Here is a 16,963-nt window from a genome sequence, read left to right on the forward strand (position 1 = left end):
CCCAGTCTCCCGTCGACGTCGGTTCCGAGCCTACGGCTCACGGGGCGGAAACCCGGAGGCGCCCCCGGGTGCCCGTCTGCCAGACTCGCGGCGAAACGCAAGGTGTTCCTGGGGTGGGGGATGAACGAGTTCCACGACGTCTTCGAGACGCATGTGACGGTGCGGTGCCGGAGCGAGGGCGAGCTGACCCGCCTCCGTGCCTGGGCGGCGGACCGGGCGCTCAAGGTCACCACCATCGTTCTCGCGCGGGGCCGTACGCCGGTGCAGCCGATGCTCACCCTGCGCGGTCGCACGGGGCATCCGGCCGTGGTGTCCGGGCTGCGGGAGGCCGGTTTCGAGCCGGCGCGGGTCAAGGTGGAGACGGTGCCGTGGAGCACGGAGCCCCCGGGTCCCGGCGGCGGTTACTTCGAGCACCACGTCAAGCTGGTGCTGTCCGCCGCGTACGACCGGACGGCGCTCGAGGACCTCGTCGTGCCGCACGGCGCCCACGTCTCGTGGAACGCGCGCCGGGCGCTGCCGGGGCCGGGCGGGCGGCACGAGCGCTTCGTGACCCAGCGGCACGCGGGCCCCGCGGACGCGGCGGGTCGCGCCTGCGACGCGCTCGTCGCCGCATTGATCACCGCCGGACACGAACTGTTGTCCGAGGAGCGGGAGTTCGTGGTCTCCGACAGCGATCTGTCGTGGGACGAGGGCTGGCTGGAGGAGATGCCCGTATGAACGAGAAGCAGTGGGCTCCGTCGATCCCCGACGGGCCCGACAGCATCACCGAACCGGTCGCGGACCGGGTGCGCCGCAGGACGGAGGTTCCCCAGACCCTGACCGCGGGAGTCGGCGAGGTGCCCGCTCGGCACCGCGTCTTCGACCCCGCGCTCAAGCACTTCGACGAGGCCTTCCGCCCCGCCGACGGGGTCGTCGAGGACCCGGAGCTGCGGGCCCGCTGGCGGACGGCCCGGCGCGCGGCCCTGGAACTCGTCCTCGCGGCCGTGGCCGGGTCGCCGTGGGCCGGCTCCCTCGTGCTGCGCGGAAGCATGCTGATGGGGGCCTGGTTCGGCGACGCCGCCCGCGCCCCCAAGGACATCGACTTCGTCGTGGTCCCCGAGACCTGGCGCATCGAGGAGCCCCGGACCCGGGAGATGCTGGACGACATCGCCGCGGCGGCCGAGCGCCTCGCCGCGGAGCGCGGGACGGATCTGGCGATCTCGGCGGCCGGGGCGGTGTCCGAGTACATCTGGACGTACGAACGGGTGCCCGGTCACCGACTGGTGCTTCCGTGGACCGCGCCCGGACTGCCCGGCGGGCAGGTCCAGCTCGACTTCGTCTTCAACGAGTGCCTCCCCACCCCTCCCCGCACCGAAGAGGTCGCGGGCGTCCGGCTGGCCGCCGCGGACCGGGAGTCCTCCTTGGCCTGGAAGCTCATGTGGCTGAGCTGCGACTCGTACCCGCAGGCCAAGGACCTGTACGACGCGGTGCTCCTCGCCGAGAGCTGCACCCTGCCCCTCTCCCTCCTGGAAGCGGTGCTGCGGGAGGCGGACGAGTGGCCGGGCCGTCCGGGCGAGCCGCTGAGCCTGGCGATGTTCGGGGACGCCGTACGCGAGGTCGACTGGTCGGACTTCGACGACGGCCACCCGGAGACCGAGGCCGCCCGCCGCGACCTCGGCGCCCGCCTGCTGGCCGCCCTGGCACCGGTGGTCGGCGCGGCCTGAGCGGCGTCACGCAGCTCGCCGATCGGAGCCGCACGGCCTTGTCGAGGGCGTCGTCGTCGGGATGGACGTACGGGGATCGTGTCTGGAGGACTTGTGCGGCGTGGCGAGGTCTGGTGGGTTCAGTACGACGAGCGGAGGTTGGCCGTACTGCTGTCGGGGGACGAGACGACCGGGATCCGGGTGATGCAGGTCGTCGCTCCCGCGGGCGTCGACATCAGCGGTCTGGGCATCGAAGTGGTGGTCGGGGCCGCTGAGGGACTGCCGTTCGAAGGCGTGCTGCGGCTTGCGTTCCCGCGTCCGGGCCTCACTCCGTGCACGTGGCTGACCACGGTGTCCCGGGACGACCTGATCGAGCGGGCGGCCGTCCTGTCCTCCGTCAAGCTCGGCGAGATCGACGACGCCCTCCGACTCTCCGCACAGGCGCAGGAGCCGACCCCGGCCACCACCGCGAAGCTCGGTGAGATGAGGGACGCCCTCCGTCGCGGTGCACTCGGGGAGGCGGGAGCGGGATCCGGCGCCCACGCTCTCTGATCGGCGAGGAGGTGGCCGGCCGGCGCAGCGCGACCTACTCCCCCGGCCCTTTCCGAGTCGCGTACCTGCCCGGGCCGCAGGGCCGGAAGGTTCACCCGCGAGGCATGCGGGCTCCCAGCGCGGGATGCGAGGTCCGCACCCGGTGGGACCTCACCGGCTGCCGCCCTCGCCGCGCCCGCCCCCTGCGACTGCCGGCGAACCCCGGGCGTCGGGCCCCCTAGGCAGGCACCGCGGCCTTCGACGCCGTGCCGCCCGTCGTCGCCGCGGAGGTGGAGGTTCGGGTCTCCCACAGGAGCAGCAGGCCGCTCACGACCATGAGCGTCGCGGTCAGGCCGTGGATGCCGAGGGCGGTCGCCGTCGAGCCGTGGTGGGCCAGCACGGTGGCCATGTCCCCGTACGCGGCGAGGGATTCCACCAGCATGGCCCAGCCCAGGGCCCGGCGGTGACCGGTCACCAGCAGAACGGCCAGGACCAGGGCCATCACCACGTCTCTGATTCCCTTGACGACCAGGAAGCCACCGCCGTCACCGGACGGCCAACTCGGCAGGCCGAAGCCCGGCGCCGTCGCCTCCGGGCGCAGGATGAACTCCGTCCCGAACCAGAGGATGAAGAGGATGAAGGCCGCGGCCAGGATGGTGTTGATCTTCTTCAGCGACATCGTCGCGCTCCCTGCAAGTCTCGTCGAGCCGGGTGGATACGGGATGTGCGGGCCGGGCGTCCGCGTCGTGGCGACAGGGGCGCCCGGGAGCCTGACGGCGCGGTCCGCGGTCAGGCGCGGGCGACGACGAGGAGGGTGAAGGCGGCGATGATGACGGCGACGCGGGCGTAGTGGTAGGAGTCCCAGCGCTTCATCTGCCGCTTCCAGTCGGCGGGCCGGTTCTCGGGAGTCCAGGTCTTGCCCCGGTTGTTGATCGGGACGAGCAGCAGGACGGACATGATCACGCTGACGACGAGGAGCGCGCCGGCGGTGACGACGAGGCCGGCGCCCTCCTGGCCCCATCCCGCCACCGCCCAGGCGGCCGTGAGGATCAGTGAGCCGATGTACCAGACCGGCATGACGGCGCCGAGCATCCGGCCGCCGTGTGCGCGGCCGAGTTGGCCGCTGTCCTCGGGCAGTGCGTTGAAGATCGGGTTCATGACGAAGGCGACGGAGAACTCCACTCCGACCATCAGGCCGGTGATCACGACGGTGACGACCTCGAATGCGGTGAGCATGGCGGCGACCCCTCCCAGTTTCTAGCGTTGCTAGCTGATGAGGCAACGCTAGTACTACTGCCGCTCCCTTGTCTAGCGGTGCTAGCATCGAGTCATGTCGGTACAGGAACGCAAGCAGCGCGAGCGGGCAGACCGCGAGCGGCTCATCGTGGTCACGGCCCGCGAACTCGCCGAGCAGCAGGGCTGGGACGCCGTCACCACCCGCCGCCTCGCCGAGCGCATCGAGTACAGCCAGCCCGTCCTCTACAGCCACTTCACGGGCAAGCGCGAGATCATCGGTGCCGTCGCCCTCCAGGGCGCCTCGGAGCTGGCCGCCGCCGTCCGCGCCGCGACCGCGAAGGCGGACGGCCCGCGCGCACGGGTCACCGCCCTGGCCCAGGCCTATCTCGACTACGCCGCGGACAACCCCGCCGTCTACGACGCCCTCTTCCACCTCGACGGCGGCCTGCCCTACGCGCGGGAGGACACCCCCGAACCGCTCAAGGACGCCTTCGCCTCCCTCCAGGAGACACTCGCCGAGGTCGCCGGCGCGGACGTCCATCCCGGGATGTTCACCGAGTTGTTCTGGGCGTCTCTCCACGGGCTGGCGACGCTCACCCGGACGCGACGACTGCTCCCCGGGGACGCCGTCCGGAGAGTGGAACTACTGGTGGACCGGCTCGCCGTTCTCTGACGCCCACCCCCACGCCCAGCGGGGTAGGCCCGGTCCCCGGTCCTCAGTGCCGCGGAACGGCGACTCCGGCCGCGCGCAGCTTCGCCTCCACCAGGGTGTTCAGCCGGGCGATGGAAGGCGACTGGCCCTCCCGGTGGTGGTTGACCATGCCGTACCGGGAGGCGGTGTCCGGCTTCTGGAGCGCGGCCGGCGCCGCCAGGAGGGCCGGATCGGCCAGGAGCCGGTCGGCCAGCGCGGAGGCCAGCTCCTCGATCCTCGGATCGTACGGATCCCAGGCCCTGGCATCCCAACCGCGCTTCGTCAGCTCGACCGACTCGGGATCGTCCAGCAGAGCTTCGAGACGGGACACGAAGGCGTCGAAGATCTCCGGGAGCAGCGCCGCGGTCAGCACCAGCGCCTCGCGTTGACCGACGACGTAGCCGGGGTCGAAGTCGGCCTCGCCGAGCCGGTCCAGGACCGCGCAGGCCCGGTCGGGCAGCAGGGCCCGGTCGCCGTGGTCGAGCCGGTGCAGCCTGTCGCGTCGGGCGATCAGGTCGTCGATGCGTTCGGTCAGCTGCCGATGGACGTCGTCCAGGGTCGCGGCGAACGTCACGGGGTCGGCGTCGAGCAGGTCTCCGACCTTCGCCAGGGGGACGCCCGCCGCGGCGAGCGTCCGGACCTGGACCAGCCGGAACAACTCCCCCGAGCGATACCGGCGGTAGCCGGAGCCGTCACGATCCGGCTCGGCGACCAGGCCGAGCCGGTGGTAGTGACGAACGGTCTTGATCGTGACGCCGACGAACGCCGCCGCCTGACCGATCGTGAGCCCGCCTGTCATCGGTTCGGTGCACCTCCAGCTCAGCGGCACGGTCGCGGTTCCCCGAACCGCCTCGTCCGGAAAGCGCAGCCGGACGCGGGGGCGAGGATAGCGCGCGCCAGTTCGAGAGGCGGGGCTTGACCTTGACCTTGGGTCAAGGCTGGAAGCTCCTCACACGGCCGCGGAAGTGGCCCGGCCGCCATCTGGCTGCCGGCAGCCCGCACACTGTGAACAGGAGACTCATCATGGGAACCAGCAGCGACGGATTCTCCGACGCGGGGCTTCGCCGACTGCGCGAGGTACTCGCGCGGCACGTCGAGTCCAAGAAGATTCCCGGCCTTGTCGCCCTGGTCAGCCGCGGTGATCAGACGCACGTCGAGGCGATCGGGACGATGCGCCACGACGGTGGGCCCGCGATGCGCCGGGACACCATCTTCCGGATGGCGTCCGCGTCCAAACCGGTCACCATGGCGGCGGCGATGATCCTGCTCGACGAGTGCCGGCTGCGACTGGACGACCCGGTCGACCCGTGGCTTCCCGAGCTCGCCGACCGCCAGGTCCTGAAGCGTCCCGACGGACCACTGGACGACACCGTGCCGGCGCTCCGGCCGATCACCGTACGGGACCTGCTGACGTCCACGTTCGGCCTCGGTGTGGACTTCGAGTCGATGGCCTCCCCCATCAGGGCCGCGACCTTCGAACGTCTCGACTACAGCGTGGCGTCGGGGCCGGCACCGGAGCCGGACGAGTGGATGCGCCGTCTGGGCGAGCTGCCTCTCCAGTACCAGCCCGGCGTGCGGTGGCAGTACGACCTCAGCAACGAGGTGGTCGGTGTCCTCGTCTCCCGGGTCGCGGGACAGTCGTTGGAGGCCTTCCTGCGCGAACGCGTCCTCGATCCGCTGGGCATGCGGGACACCGCCTTCCACGTGCCCACCGAGAAGATCGACCGACTCCCTCCCCTGTACGGACCCGACCCGCAGACCGGCGAGTTCGCCGTGTGGGACGCGGCGGCAGGAGGAAGGTCCAGCACGCCTCCCGCCTTCCAGGGCGCGGGCGGCGGACTCGTCTCCACCGCCGACGACTACCACGCCTACTTCCGGATGCTGCTGAACGGCGGCGTGCACGGCGGCCGGCGCATTCTGTCTCGGGCCGCCGTGGAGCTGATGACCACGAACCGCCTCTCCCCTCAGCAACAGGCCGCCCGGGACACCATGTTCGGCACCGTCGCGCATCTGTCGTCCGGTCAGGGTGCCGACGGGGGCTGGGGCTTCGGGATGTCGGTGCGCACCTGTCGCGGCGACTACGCCCCCGTCGGCCAGTTCGGCTGGTTCGGCGGCACCGGCACCACGGTCTACGCCGATCCGGTCAACCGGCTCACCGGAGTCCTGCTCACCCAGGTCGGACTGTCCACCGCGGACTCCCCCCGCGCCATGAGCGACTTCTGGACCACGCTGTACCAGGCCGTCGACTGAGAGCGACTCGGACGGCGGCAGCCGGTACGGGAGGGGGGAGGCTCGCTCCCCCCTCCCGTACCGGAGGTCCCGCCTGAGTGTCCGCGGTACGCCGACGGCGCGGTCACGGCCGAGGCCACGGCGGGAGATCCTCCGAGGCCACGCGGCCACCGGCAGGACTCAGGAGGTGGGCCAGTCCACCTCCTGCTTCAGCCGGACCTCGGTCACGCTCACGTGCTCGGGTGCTCCGAACGCCCGGACCATGACGCTGTTGCCGATGTCGGTGACCTCCAGGGCCAGATTGCCGGATCCCACCCGGAGATCGAGCCTCACGACAGGCCTGCCGGAGAAGTCCGGCATGCGGTGGATGCGCGCTTCGGGGTACCGCAGCAGCGTCAGCCGGTCCCGCATCCGCGCATACGTGCCCGTCTCCGTCCCGGAGAACGCCTTGCCGATCCGGAGCTGGTGCCGCTGGGCGGCGCACTGCTCCGCCGGGTGCAACGGCAGGGGGTCCACCAGGACCGGCATGGTGGTGTCGCGAGCCGGTGCCGCTGCCACGCGGCCTTCGGCACGGAGGACCCGGGGTTCGCAGCTCTGCGCGATCAGATCGGCGACCTCCAGGAAGCGTGCCTCGGCCTCGGAGACTCTCGGCGGGACGATGACGGCGCGGGGTGGGACGTACACGGCAGGGGTGCGGGCGGGGGCGACGGGCTTGGCAGCCGGGGCGGGGGCCTTGGTGGCGGCGGAGGCACCCTGGGTGCCGAAGGCCACCAGGAGCGCGCCGCCGGCTGCGGCGGTGATCAGGGACTTGGGAAGGAGAATCGATCGCATGCCCACACCCTGCGGGCCGACGGCCACCGGCCGCCTGAGTCGTCGTACTCATTCGGCACGGGGACCGGCCCGCATGCGGGCGGAGGCTGCGGCGGGGGCCGCCGGCCGCGAGCGGATCGCCTGCGTTCGTACCGCTCCATCGAGCAGCAACGCCGTAGGCGGAACTGGCTTGAACGGCGGCATCCGTCTGGATTTCGCCTGAGTACCCGTACTCAGGCGCATGGACGTTCGAAGGGGCAGGCTTCCTCGCACAGCAAACGAACGACAGGGGGCAGAACATGGCACGGATCCGAACCGTACTGACGTCGGCGGCAGCGGCACTTCTCGTCTGCGCTGCGGGCGGCGGGGCGTTCGCGGCGACTTCGGACGATGTCCTGCTGCCTCACCCCGGTCCGGAGGGACTGGTGTGGGTGCAGGAGCAGTGGGGGGACGGCGGTGTCGTCTCGGGCGGTGCGTGGGACAGTCTGCCCACCGTCCTGACGGTGGCCTGCGACGGCGGCGGTTCCCTCGACGTGACGATGGATTCCCAGCAGACCCGGGTGGCCGCGTTCGCCGTGGACTGCCCCGTCGACGCACCGGGCCGCGGGTCGGTGACGCTGCCGGCGGGCGTGGTCCGTGCGGGGTCCTTCTCCGTCGGCGTCGACGCCTCGTCACCTTCCGTCCGCTGGGCTCTGACCGTCACCCAGCCCGAGTAGACGACGGCAGCGAGTCCGTCGCCTGAGGCCGCGTCTCCGCTGGGCACAGGGCCCGGCGGAGACGGCGGCCGGTGCGGTGCGAGCAGCAGGTCACAGGGCCGGCCGAAGGGCCTGGAGGGCGACTCGGTCGGTTGTTCGGTGCGCTCAGGCCTGAGGGGCTTGGGACCCTACCGACTGGTGCCGGGAGCTGCGGCTTCCCGTCCCGGGCCGGTCAGCCCCCACGCTCCGATCCCCTCAATCCGCCCAAGAGCCGGTGTAGTACCAGAAGTCCAAAGAGAACGGGATGTCGCCGACTTCCTCCTGCGCGGCCGTCTCCGGTGCCACTATGTGTTCTCAACCGGCGCGGACCGCTCCGCCGGTCGTGCGCGAGGGGGAGAGACGATGGCGGATGCGCCGTCCGCGCCGCTGGACATCGGAGAGTTACTCGCCGGCCCGCGGCTCGCGATGAGGGAACGTCCGGCGGCCCGTCAGGCCCTGCTGTCGCCGGCGCAGCCCGCACTCGCGTACCTGCGCGAGAGGATCGCCGCGGAGGACGTGGCCGCACTCCGTCGCGTGCGGGACGAGACGACGCAGGTCCACACGCTCATGATGCCCCGCGCGGCGGCGCGGACCACCGTCCCCGCCCTGGCGGACCATCCGCCCTTCCGCCCGGCGAGGGACGCGGAGCCAGGGGTCGTGCAGGCGCTTCGCGCCTCCGCCGCGCTCGGACTCGCCCTCGTCGACGACTTGGACGGTGCCGCGGCACAACTGACCGCCGGCACACGGTGGCTCGACAACTCCTGGGCCCGGCTCCCGTCCCCCGACGGGCCGGTGGAGGGCCTCCTCCGGGCCTTCCCGTCCGGTGATGCCGGGCACCCGGCGCGGATCCGGCGTCTGCTCGAAGACCTCGGGCCACAGGACCGGGACGCGTCACTGCCCCTGCTGCTGTGGTTGCTGACACTCGACGACGCGCTGCCCGGGCCCGAGGCGGTGGCATCGGCGAGCGTGCTGTTCGACGGCGGGAACACCGGGGTGCGCGGCGCACTGAGCGTGGCGGTGCTCCCGGAGGGGCCGCCCGCGCTCGTACCGGATCCCCGCACCATGTCGGGCTTCCGGGCCGACGAGAAGTTCCACACCTCCCTGCGCCATGCCTGGATCGCGTCGAGCCGCGATGTGCGCGGAACCGTCCTCTGGTCGCTCACCGACGACGAGGGGGTCACCGCGATGGCCACCGACCCCTCACTGGGCTGCGCCTTCGCCGTACTCCTGGACGAGGTGAGGCGAGCTCAGAGCGGACGCGTACGTCGCCTCGCGACCGGCTGGTCGCGGCTCAACCCCCGGATCGCCCTGATCGGCGCGCTCGACGGGAGCACGGAGGGCCGGCTGACCAGGGTCGGCGGCTACGAGGCGAAGCTCAGCGTCGTCGACAACGGACAGACCGTCGTCCTCCCCCACGAGGACCGGCGGCGGGCTCTGGAGGCCTGGGAGGGCGACCGCTCCGCCCAGTTGAAACCCGTCCACACCGTCACCGAGGCGGCCAAGGCGGCCCGCACCGTGGACATGCCTGCCGTCCTGCGGTCTCTCCGGCCGGTCATCGTGGTCCTGCTCGCGCTGGCACTCGTCTTCCTTGGAGCGACGTACGTGCTGTACGAGCGCGGCGAGACGAAGGATCGCGAGAAGCTCGCCGCCGGCCTCGTCGCCAAGGCGATGACCCGGCGCGGCAGCGAGCCGAGGCTGGCCGGGCTGCTCGCGCTCGCCGGCCGCCGGATCGCATCCGGCACCCCCAACGCCGAGCAGGCCATGCGAGACGTCCTGGAGGCCAACTCCGGGCTCCGGATCTCCTGGAAGGCCAGCCCCGGCAGCGTGGACAGCGTCGCCGTCGACGACGCGCGGGACCGGGTGTACACGACCGGGGACGACCCCTACCTCAAGTCCTGGGACCTGCGGACCGGCAAGCCGCTGGGATTCGTGAAGGGGGAGTTCGGCGGGCTGGTGTTCGGCCCCGAGAGCGGCATGCTCGCCGCGCACGGGAAGGACGGCACCCTCCTGTTCTCGGCCCAGAGCGCCGTTCCCAAGCTGCTCGGAGCCCTCCCCGGCCCCACCTGCGCGGGCCCGGACACGTACCCCGTGGCGACCACGTTCACCGAGGGCGGGAGCCGGCTGGTCGAGGTGCGCAACGACGGGACGATCGCCCAGTACGACCTGCTCACGCGCGAGCAGTCCGCCTGCCACCGGGCCGGCCGGGGACGGTGGAGCGTGGTCGACGCCGCGGTGGCGACGAGCCCCTGGGTCTCGGGGCAGCTTCCGGCCGAGGAGCGGGCGGTCCTGCTCCTCGACGACAACGCGGTGGTCTCGGTCGGCCTGGACAGCCACAAGGTCCAGGGCGAGATCGAGAACGAGGACATCCCGGGCCAGGCCACCGCCCTCGGGGCCGACGACAGTCTCGTGATGCTGGCCACCCCGGGCGGAGTGCTGGCGTGGGACAGAGTGAAGAAGCGTCAACTCGACTACCCCGTCGGCGGACTGGCCGACTCGCCGAAGGTCCTGATCGGTCACAGCGGGAGCGTCGTCATCGCAGGTGACGCGGGCGCCGCGCTGATCCCCCTGGGCACCGGCGGCGACGCGGCCGCCAGCCGGGGCCTGGAGAGGCCGCGCGGAGGGGCGACCGGGGCCGCCGCGGTCGGCAGGAACTTCACCGTGGTCACGGCCGGACGCGACGGCTGGGTCGGCGTCCTGGACCGGCGCCCCGGACCGCTCGGACTGCTCCCCGGAGGGGCGTCGAGCACCGCCACCTTCGACCCGGACGGGTCGCTGCTGCTCACAGACGTCAGCGGGAACCTCTCCTACGGCCTCCGGAGCATCCGGCCGGACCCGCTCGCCTACCACCAGGACCCGGCGCTGGCCGAGTACCCGGTCCTGACGGAGTATCCGGCATCCGGCCACTTCATCAACGACGCGGCCTCCTCCCCCGCGTTCGTGGCCGCCGCAGGTCAGTTCCGAGGGGCCTCGAACATCGTCGTGTGGAAGCGGGACGGAACCTGGCTCAAGGGCCTCCGCCCCCCGAACGCCGACCAGGGCACCAGCGCCCACCGCATCGCCGTCGGCGTCGGGTTCGTGCCGGACAGGGAACTCCTCGTGGCCCGGCACGTCGACGGTCCCCTGTACCTGTGGTCCACCCGCACCTGGAAGCCGCTGGGCACCGTGGCGCTCGGTGCGAGCGAAGGGCTCGGGTTCACCCTGCACGAGAGCCGGCCGCTCGCCCTCGCCCTGGAGCGGCCTGGTGCCGCGGACGCCCGTCTCGTCCTCGTCGACCTGGTCACCCGCACCACCCGGGTGGTCGACACCCCGCGGGTCCACCGATTCGCCTGGAGCCTCGACGGGAAGCGCGTGGCCCTCCTCGGTCTCGACAACACCGTACGGTTCCTCGACGCCGACCTGCACCGGACGGGAGATCCGCTGCGCCTCACGGGCGCGGTGACGGAACCGTCCTCGATCGCCCTGTCGCCCGACGGTGCGCAGGTCGCGGTCGGGTACGGCGACCGGGTCACCGTGCGGGACACCGGCACCGGAGACCCCCTCCTGCCCGAGCTCCAGGTCTCCGGGACCGACCGCATCCTTCATCTGCGCTGGTCCCCCGACGGCCAGGTGCTGGCCGGGATCACCCGTTCGTCCGTGGGCCGGGAGGGCGACCGGCCCGCCGGGCCGGTGGAGCTCTGGCGGGTGGGTTCCGTCGACTGGGGCGAGGTGCTGTGCCGTTGGACCGGTTCCGGGCTCACCGAAGAGGAGTGGAAGGAGTTCGTCGACCCCGACGAGCCGTACATCGATCTGTGCCCCGAGAAGAAGTGAGACCGTCATGGAACCCGCACGTCCTTCCGGTCCCGGCCCTGCCTCCCCGCACGACCCGTCGCTCCCGGAGCCGTCCCGGCCGTCGGGCCACACCGCGTCCGTCCGTACTCCGGTCGGCCCGGCCGTCCGGCGGAGAGCGTCAGGTGACGCCCCGTCCCGCCCGGGGCACCGGGGCGGGCGACGCGTCCGGCGGCTGGTGGCCCTCCTCCTCGCCGGGACGCTCGCCGCGGTCGGCTGCACGGCGGGCGACGACGCTCCGCCGTCCGGGCCCCGCCCCGCCGGCGGCCCCGCAGGTCCGGAACCGGACCGCGACCACCCGGTGCTCGCCTTCGTCCAGCCGCAGAAGCGGACCGTGATGCTGGCGGACGCGGCAGGCCGCACATGGCTCGCCGCCCGGACCGGGGCCACGCCGCCCACCACGGTCGTCTGGTCGCCCGACGCCCGCCGCCTGGCCTGGCTGGACGTGGAGGCCTCGGGAGGCACGGGTGAGATCCACATCTACGACGTCGCCACGGGCAAGCCCTACTCCCAGGCCTGCCCCTGCCACGGCCTCGGCTTCCTCGGCGAGGACCTGGCGACCCTGGCGGCCGACGGCTCCTCTCTCGCCCTGTTCCCCCCCGGGCTTCCCGGCGGAGCCCGCGCGCCGCGTGCCGCTCAGCACGGGCCGCGGCTCGTACGCCCGGCTCGCGGCGGGCGGACCCGCTGACGTCGTCGTCTTCGCCACACTGCCCGAGGGCCCGGGCGTCACCCGGGGGCAGGGAACCCTGGCCACGGTCGACCGGCGCGGTACCGTTCGCGAGCTCCTGCCGGCGAAGCGCCCGTCGACGTTCACGGACGCCCTGCGCTCCCCCGACGGCAAGGCACTCGCGTGGGGCACCGCCGACAGTGGCGGCGCCTGCTGGACCCGGTCGACCCTGCTCACCCACTCCGGTCGCACCTCCACGGACCCGGTCCGGCACCTGCCGGACGACCTCCCCTTCCGCCGAGCCCTGATCGGCGACCGACAGCGCACGGTCTCCTCCTTCGCCTGGGCCGGTGACGGGGTCACCGTCACCTACGGCCCCCTCCAGACCTGCCAGGTCCCGGGCCCCGACAGGTTCGTGTCGTACTACGTGCGGGACGGCGCCCGGACGTTCCTCGGCACCGGCATGCTCGGGATCGCGCTCGGCGCCGACGGGCGGGTGGCCAGACTCGCCGGGGACGAGTCCTCCCTCGGCCTGACCCGCGCGCCGTCCGGAATCGCCGACTACACCGGGACCCTGACCCTGACCTCGGCCGACCGGGAGCACACCCTGGCCAAGGGCGTGTCCGCGTTCACCTTCACCCCTGCCGAGAGCGCGGCCGCCGGGCGTCCGAAGGCCGCGCCGCAACCGCCGGCCGCCACGGTGACCTCCGTGGACGACCACGGCGAACGCCTGCCCGACGCCGTGGTCCGGCTGGCCCGCCGGATCGAGGAGGCGGCCGTACGGGGCGACACCGCAGGGTTGGTCGCCCTCTGCGGGACCTGCGGTGCGGGGGTGCACGAGTGGATCCGAGGCAAGGACGGGCCCGCGGCCGTCCTGCGCGCCATCCGCGCACACCCCGGGCGCAACGGCACCGAGGGCCTGATGTATCCCGGGCTGAGCAGCTGCGTGGACGAGCCCGGACAGGACATCACCTGCACGCCACAACAGCTCCGGGACGTCGCCCTGCTCGGCGCGCGCCCCGACGCGAGCGACGTGGACTACGGCGGGGTCGTCTACAACACGTGGGGCGGCGACCTTCCCCAGGTACCGCTCCTCTTCCGGACGGACGCGAAGGGAGAAGCCCTGTGGACCGGACTGGCGGCAGGCTGAACGACCGGCTGACCGGGGACCCGGGAGTACCGGCCCCCAGGGTTCAGGAGCGGGAGGCAGGCGAACCGGAGGCCGGTGCGCAGGCGGTCGAGGCCCGCAGCACCGGGGAGCAGGGGGCCGGGGACGTGTCGCCGCGCCCCCGGCCGGGGCCCCTCATGACCGGTGACCTCGTGGACGGCCGTCGGGTGCTCGGCTTCGGTCACCGCGGCGGCCCCCGGACGCAGGACGCCGGCTACGCGGCGGACCGGCTCGGGGACCGTCTGCTGCTCGACGGCGACGAGCACGCGAGCGGACCGCCGGAGCGGAGCGCCGACCCGGCCGACCACCCCACGCTGGCACGTGCGGGCCTGGCGCCTGGCCACCAGCTCGACGACCGGCACGTGCACCGGGCGAGTGACATCGGTCCCGGACTCGTCGCGTCCCTCGACGGACTGCTGTACGGTCCGGAGGCCCCCGGCTACCTCGGCCACCTCGTGGACCGGCTCACCTCGGACGGTCACGGCGTCTGGCTGGCCGGAGGAGCGCCCCGCGACCTGGTCGCGGGCGGCGCCCCCGAGGCGGTACGCGACCTGGACGCCACCGGCACCGCTCCGGCGGGCGCCTTCCTGCGCGCCGTCGACGAGGTGCTCGCCCTGGACGGCGACAGTGCCGAACTCCCGCCCCGCTTCAGCCCCCGTTCCCTGGTCTGCTCCGTCCTGACGGTCCACCGCGACCGGCGGACCCTGGAGTACCGGGGTCTCGGCCTCACCGGCCTGCCCTATCCCGCGACCGGAACCGACCTGAGCCAGGACGCCCACCAGCGCGACCTCACCGTCAACACCCTGCTGTACGACCCCGTGCGACAGCTCGTTCTGGACCCGCTCGGGCGCGCCCTCGCCGACCTCGGACACGAGGCGGAAGGGCCGGGGCGACCCCTGCGACTGGTCCCGCCCGGACGCCCCGATGATCCCGTCACCTGCGCCGAACTCCTGCTGCGCGCGGCGAAGTTCCTGATCCGCTGGGAGACGAGGCCCGGCCTCGAGACCGCCGGGCTGCGTGACTGGGTGCTCGAACTCCCCGCGGACCTTCCGGCTCGCATCGACGCACTCGACACCGGCCAGGACGAATGGCTCAGGCTTGCGACCCTCTGGGAGGCGTGGGTGCCGGGCGGCCCGACGGCCGCCCAGGGGGAATCACTCCGCGCATTCGGGCCGGCGGCGTCCGGGCTGCTCGACAGGCTCTCCACGCGCGACCGGCGGATCGACGTCGCCGCGCCCGGCGGATCGGACGGACCGGAGACGGGTGACGCGCCTGACATCCACCACGACCACGCCCCTCGGGTCCGGCCGGCCCCCACCGCCCGGCCGGACCGGAGCGGAGGCGTCTGATGCCCCGAACCGGCGGCGACTCCCGCCCCGCACACCGCCCGCTCAGTGGCTGGGTCGCGCGGCTGAGCCCGGGCGCCACCTCCGGCGCGCCCGGACTCCTCGGCCCGATCAACGACGGTGACGAACGGGCGGACGCCCGGACCGCTTCGCGTTTCCTCACCCCCGGCTGGACCCGCGCCGCCGCAGCCGTGCGGCAGCCCACGGGCGACCCCGTGCGCGCCCTGGCCCTGAGGGCCCCGGACGACTCGCTGGTGGTCGAACTCGACGACCGGGGTGCACCGGTGGAGGTCTCGGCGAACGGCGCCGAACTCGTCGCGCGGTTCGAGGAACGGTGGTCCGCCCCTCCCGCCGACGCCACGACCGTGGAGTGGCTGACCGGTGAAAGCCTGGAGCTGCGGTACTTCCTGCTGCACCGGCTCGACCGGGAGACCACCGTCCCCGCGGCCCTCTTCCACTGCCTGCCGTGGCACCGGGTCGAGGCCGCCGCCCGCGCGACCGCGGCACTCCTCGACGAGGCGGGCCCGCCGTCCGCCGCGGTTCCCGCCCCGGACGGTCCCCTGCGCCACTGGTTCACTCCCGCCGCCACCTCGCTCGCCGGGCCGCTGTCCGTCCTCGAGTCCGGGCTGCGCACCCAACGCCCCGGGCCGTGGTTCGGGCGGGAGGCGTCCGCCCTGATCGCCGGGCTGCTGGCGGCCGATCCGCACCGGCTTCCCGCACCGACCCGCGCCGCACTGGCCGGTGTCGCCCTGCGCATCGGCGCGGACCCGGTGCTCCACCACAGCGCACGGCTCGCCGCCGCCCGGCTGAGCGCCCCCGAGCCCCGTGCGGGTGACCACCTCGCGCTCCTGGCGCGCCTCGACTCCACCTTCGTCCTCCGCGCCGCCGACGGGGACGAGGACGGGCCGACGTCCGTCTCGCTGGGGCAGGGGCCGGTCGAAGCGGAGGTGACCGTCACGCGAGGGGGCCGGGTGACCGTCGAGATGGAGATCGATCCCGCCGCCGCGGAGGCGTCAGGAGCCCCTGCCGGGCGCCGAGCGGACGAGGCCGAGGGGCCCGTGTGCTACCCGGTGCGGCTCGTTCCGGCGGGCGTCGTCGCCGGAGCGCCGGGCAGCGATCGCTACTGGATGCTGCTGGGCCGTGTCGGTCCCGTCCTGCACGGCCGGATCGCCGTGCCCGCGCCCTCGGGCGGGTTCGACGTGGACCTGGACGGGCCCCCGGTCCCCCTGTTGTTCCTCGACCGGGTGCCGGCAGCAGAGCTGCTCGCCTCGCTGCGGGCCAACGAACTGATCGGTCCGGTGCGTTGGCACGAGCTGGTCGACGGACTGCCGGCGCGCCATCCCGCGCACGCCGCGCTGGCCACGTACGAGGAGGAACTGCCCCCGTAGTATCGGTCGTTCCGCTCCCTGAGCAACGATGGCCGGATACCGTGAGCGGGTGGAGAGCACACCAGGCGACACAGCGACGGCCTCGACCGCCCACGGCCCGGAGGACCCCCTGGGCGGGACGGCTGCTTCCGGCGCCGACGGGGGCGAGAGGCGTCTGCGTTCCGTCGAGGCCGAGTTCCGGCGGCTGGAGGAGAGCGCCATGTGGAGCGCGCAGTGCCAGTTCGAGGAGGGCAAACGCTGGCGGGCGACGCACTGGCTCCTCGGCCTGCCCGCGACGCTGCTCGCCGCCGTCGCCGGGACGACCGCCCTCGTCGAGTCCACGGGCGCGACGGCGGCCGGCATCCTGGCCCTCCTGTCGGCGGGCCTCGGGGCGGTCCTCACCACGGTGAACGCACCTCAGAGGGCGACGCAGGCCATCACCGCGGCCAACGCGTATCTGGCGATCCAGACGGCCGCACGGCAGCACCGCGAGATCGATCTCCCCGACTGGAGTCCCGTCGAAGCCCGGGAGGCCCTGGCCGCCCTGACCACCCGCCGCGACGAGCAGAACGCCGGCGCCGAGCCGCCCAGCCGCCGCGCGTACCGCAAGGCCCGGGCCAACATGGGGGCGGGCGGGCAGACCTATTCCGTCGACCGGACGCCTTCTCCCTGACCGA

The 16,963-nt window shown here is 73.3% G+C and carries 16 protein-coding genes; 12 read left to right on the top strand and 4 right to left on the bottom strand.

Annotated features, from left to right (window positions below):
• Positions 1-120: 120 nt before the first annotated feature.
• From ACF09E_RS33365 to ACF09E_RS33375, 3 genes are all read left to right on the top strand, one after another.
• The gene (locus ACF09E_RS33365; protein ID WP_392209705.1) at positions 121-717 is read left to right on the top strand and encodes a hypothetical protein; all 597 of its coding nucleotides are present in this window, start codon (positions 121-123) and stop codon (positions 715-717) included.
• On the top strand, positions 714-1,703 hold the full coding sequence (locus tag ACF09E_RS33370; RefSeq protein ID WP_392209707.1) for a nucleotidyl transferase AbiEii/AbiGii toxin family protein: 990 nt from the start codon (positions 714-716) through the stop codon (positions 1,701-1,703). Before ACF09E_RS33365 ends, ACF09E_RS33370 begins: the two co-directional genes overlap by 4 nt.
• Before the next feature lie 93 nt (positions 1,704-1,796).
• Positions 1,797-2,234: a type II toxin-antitoxin system PemK/MazF family toxin gene (locus tag ACF09E_RS33375; RefSeq protein ID WP_392209785.1), complete on the top strand. Its 438-nt coding sequence runs from the start codon at positions 1,797-1,799 to the stop codon at positions 2,232-2,234.
• A gap of 217 nt (positions 2,235-2,451) precedes the next feature.
• Here the strand turns inward: ACF09E_RS33375 and ACF09E_RS33380 are convergent, their stop codons facing one another.
• Positions 2,452-2,892, bottom strand: a complete 441-nt coding sequence (locus ACF09E_RS33380) for a DUF4267 domain-containing protein (RefSeq protein WP_392209709.1) — start codon at positions 2,890-2,892, stop codon at positions 2,452-2,454.
• 110 nt (positions 2,893-3,002) lie between these two features.
• The gene (locus ACF09E_RS33385; protein ID WP_392209711.1) at positions 3,003-3,449 is read right to left on the bottom strand and encodes an anthrone oxygenase family protein; all 447 of its coding nucleotides are present in this window, start codon (positions 3,447-3,449) and stop codon (positions 3,003-3,005) included.
• 94 nt (positions 3,450-3,543) lie between these two features.
• Here ACF09E_RS33385 and ACF09E_RS33390 point away from each other — a divergent pair, with 94 nt between their 5' ends.
• Positions 3,544-4,122: a TetR/AcrR family transcriptional regulator gene (locus tag ACF09E_RS33390; protein WP_392209713.1), complete on the top strand. Its 579-nt coding sequence runs from the start codon at positions 3,544-3,546 to the stop codon at positions 4,120-4,122.
• A 43-nt stretch (positions 4,123-4,165) separates the two neighbouring features.
• Here ACF09E_RS33390 and ACF09E_RS33395 read toward each other — a convergent pair whose 3' ends face one another.
• Positions 4,166-4,939 (bottom strand): MerR family transcriptional regulator, encoded by a 774-nt coding sequence (locus tag ACF09E_RS33395; protein ID WP_392209715.1) that lies wholly within the window; start codon positions 4,937-4,939, stop codon positions 4,166-4,168.
• Between the two features lie 224 nt (positions 4,940-5,163).
• Between ACF09E_RS33395 and ACF09E_RS33400 the strand changes: the two genes are divergently transcribed.
• On the top strand, positions 5,164-6,390 hold the full coding sequence (locus ACF09E_RS33400; RefSeq protein WP_392209717.1) for a serine hydrolase domain-containing protein: 1,227 nt from the start codon (positions 5,164-5,166) through the stop codon (positions 6,388-6,390).
• 159 nt (positions 6,391-6,549) lie between these two features.
• Here ACF09E_RS33400 and ACF09E_RS33405 read toward each other — a convergent pair whose 3' ends face one another.
• Entirely contained in the window at positions 6,550-7,200 is a 651-nt protein-coding gene (locus ACF09E_RS33405; RefSeq protein WP_392209719.1) for a hypothetical protein, read from the bottom strand.
• 278 nt (positions 7,201-7,478) lie between these two features.
• Between ACF09E_RS33405 and ACF09E_RS33410 the strand changes: the two genes are divergently transcribed.
• The 7 genes from ACF09E_RS33410 (at position 7,479) to ACF09E_RS33440 (ending at position 16,959) form a co-directional block, all read left to right on the top strand.
• Complete coding sequence (locus ACF09E_RS33410; protein WP_392209721.1) at positions 7,479-7,895, top strand: hypothetical protein; 417 nt, start codon at positions 7,479-7,481, stop codon at positions 7,893-7,895.
• A gap of 381 nt (positions 7,896-8,276) precedes the next feature.
• Positions 8,277-11,720 (top strand): hypothetical protein, encoded by a 3,444-nt coding sequence (locus ACF09E_RS33415; protein ID WP_392209723.1) that lies wholly within the window; start codon positions 8,277-8,279, stop codon positions 11,718-11,720.
• 196 nt (positions 11,721-11,916) lie between these two features.
• Positions 11,917-12,426, top strand: coding sequence for a hypothetical protein (locus ACF09E_RS33420; protein ID WP_392209725.1), 510 nt, complete (start codon positions 11,917-11,919; stop codon positions 12,424-12,426).
• Positions 12,368-13,555 (top strand): hypothetical protein, encoded by a 1,188-nt coding sequence (locus ACF09E_RS33425; RefSeq protein WP_392209727.1) that lies wholly within the window; start codon positions 12,368-12,370, stop codon positions 13,553-13,555. Before ACF09E_RS33420 ends, ACF09E_RS33425 begins: the two co-directional genes overlap by 59 nt.
• A complete protein-coding gene (locus ACF09E_RS33430) occupies positions 13,531-14,922 on the top strand; it encodes a hypothetical protein (RefSeq protein ID WP_392209729.1) in 1,392 nt (463 codons plus the stop codon). The genes ACF09E_RS33425 and ACF09E_RS33430 overlap by 25 nt, the downstream gene beginning before the upstream one ends.
• A complete protein-coding gene (locus tag ACF09E_RS33435; RefSeq protein WP_392209731.1) occupies positions 14,922-16,307 on the top strand; it encodes a hypothetical protein in 1,386 nt (461 codons plus the stop codon). The genes ACF09E_RS33430 and ACF09E_RS33435 overlap by 1 nt, the downstream gene beginning before the upstream one ends.
• Positions 16,308-16,356: 49 nt before the next feature.
• Positions 16,357-16,959, top strand: a complete 603-nt coding sequence (locus tag ACF09E_RS33440) for an SLATT domain-containing protein (RefSeq protein ID WP_392209733.1) — start codon at positions 16,357-16,359, stop codon at positions 16,957-16,959.
• Positions 16,960-16,963: the final 4 nt, after the last annotated feature.

The organism is Streptomyces sp. NPDC014891, from assembly GCF_043081085.1.
Classification (GTDB): domain Bacteria; phylum Actinomycetota; class Actinomycetes; order Streptomycetales; family Streptomycetaceae; genus Streptomyces.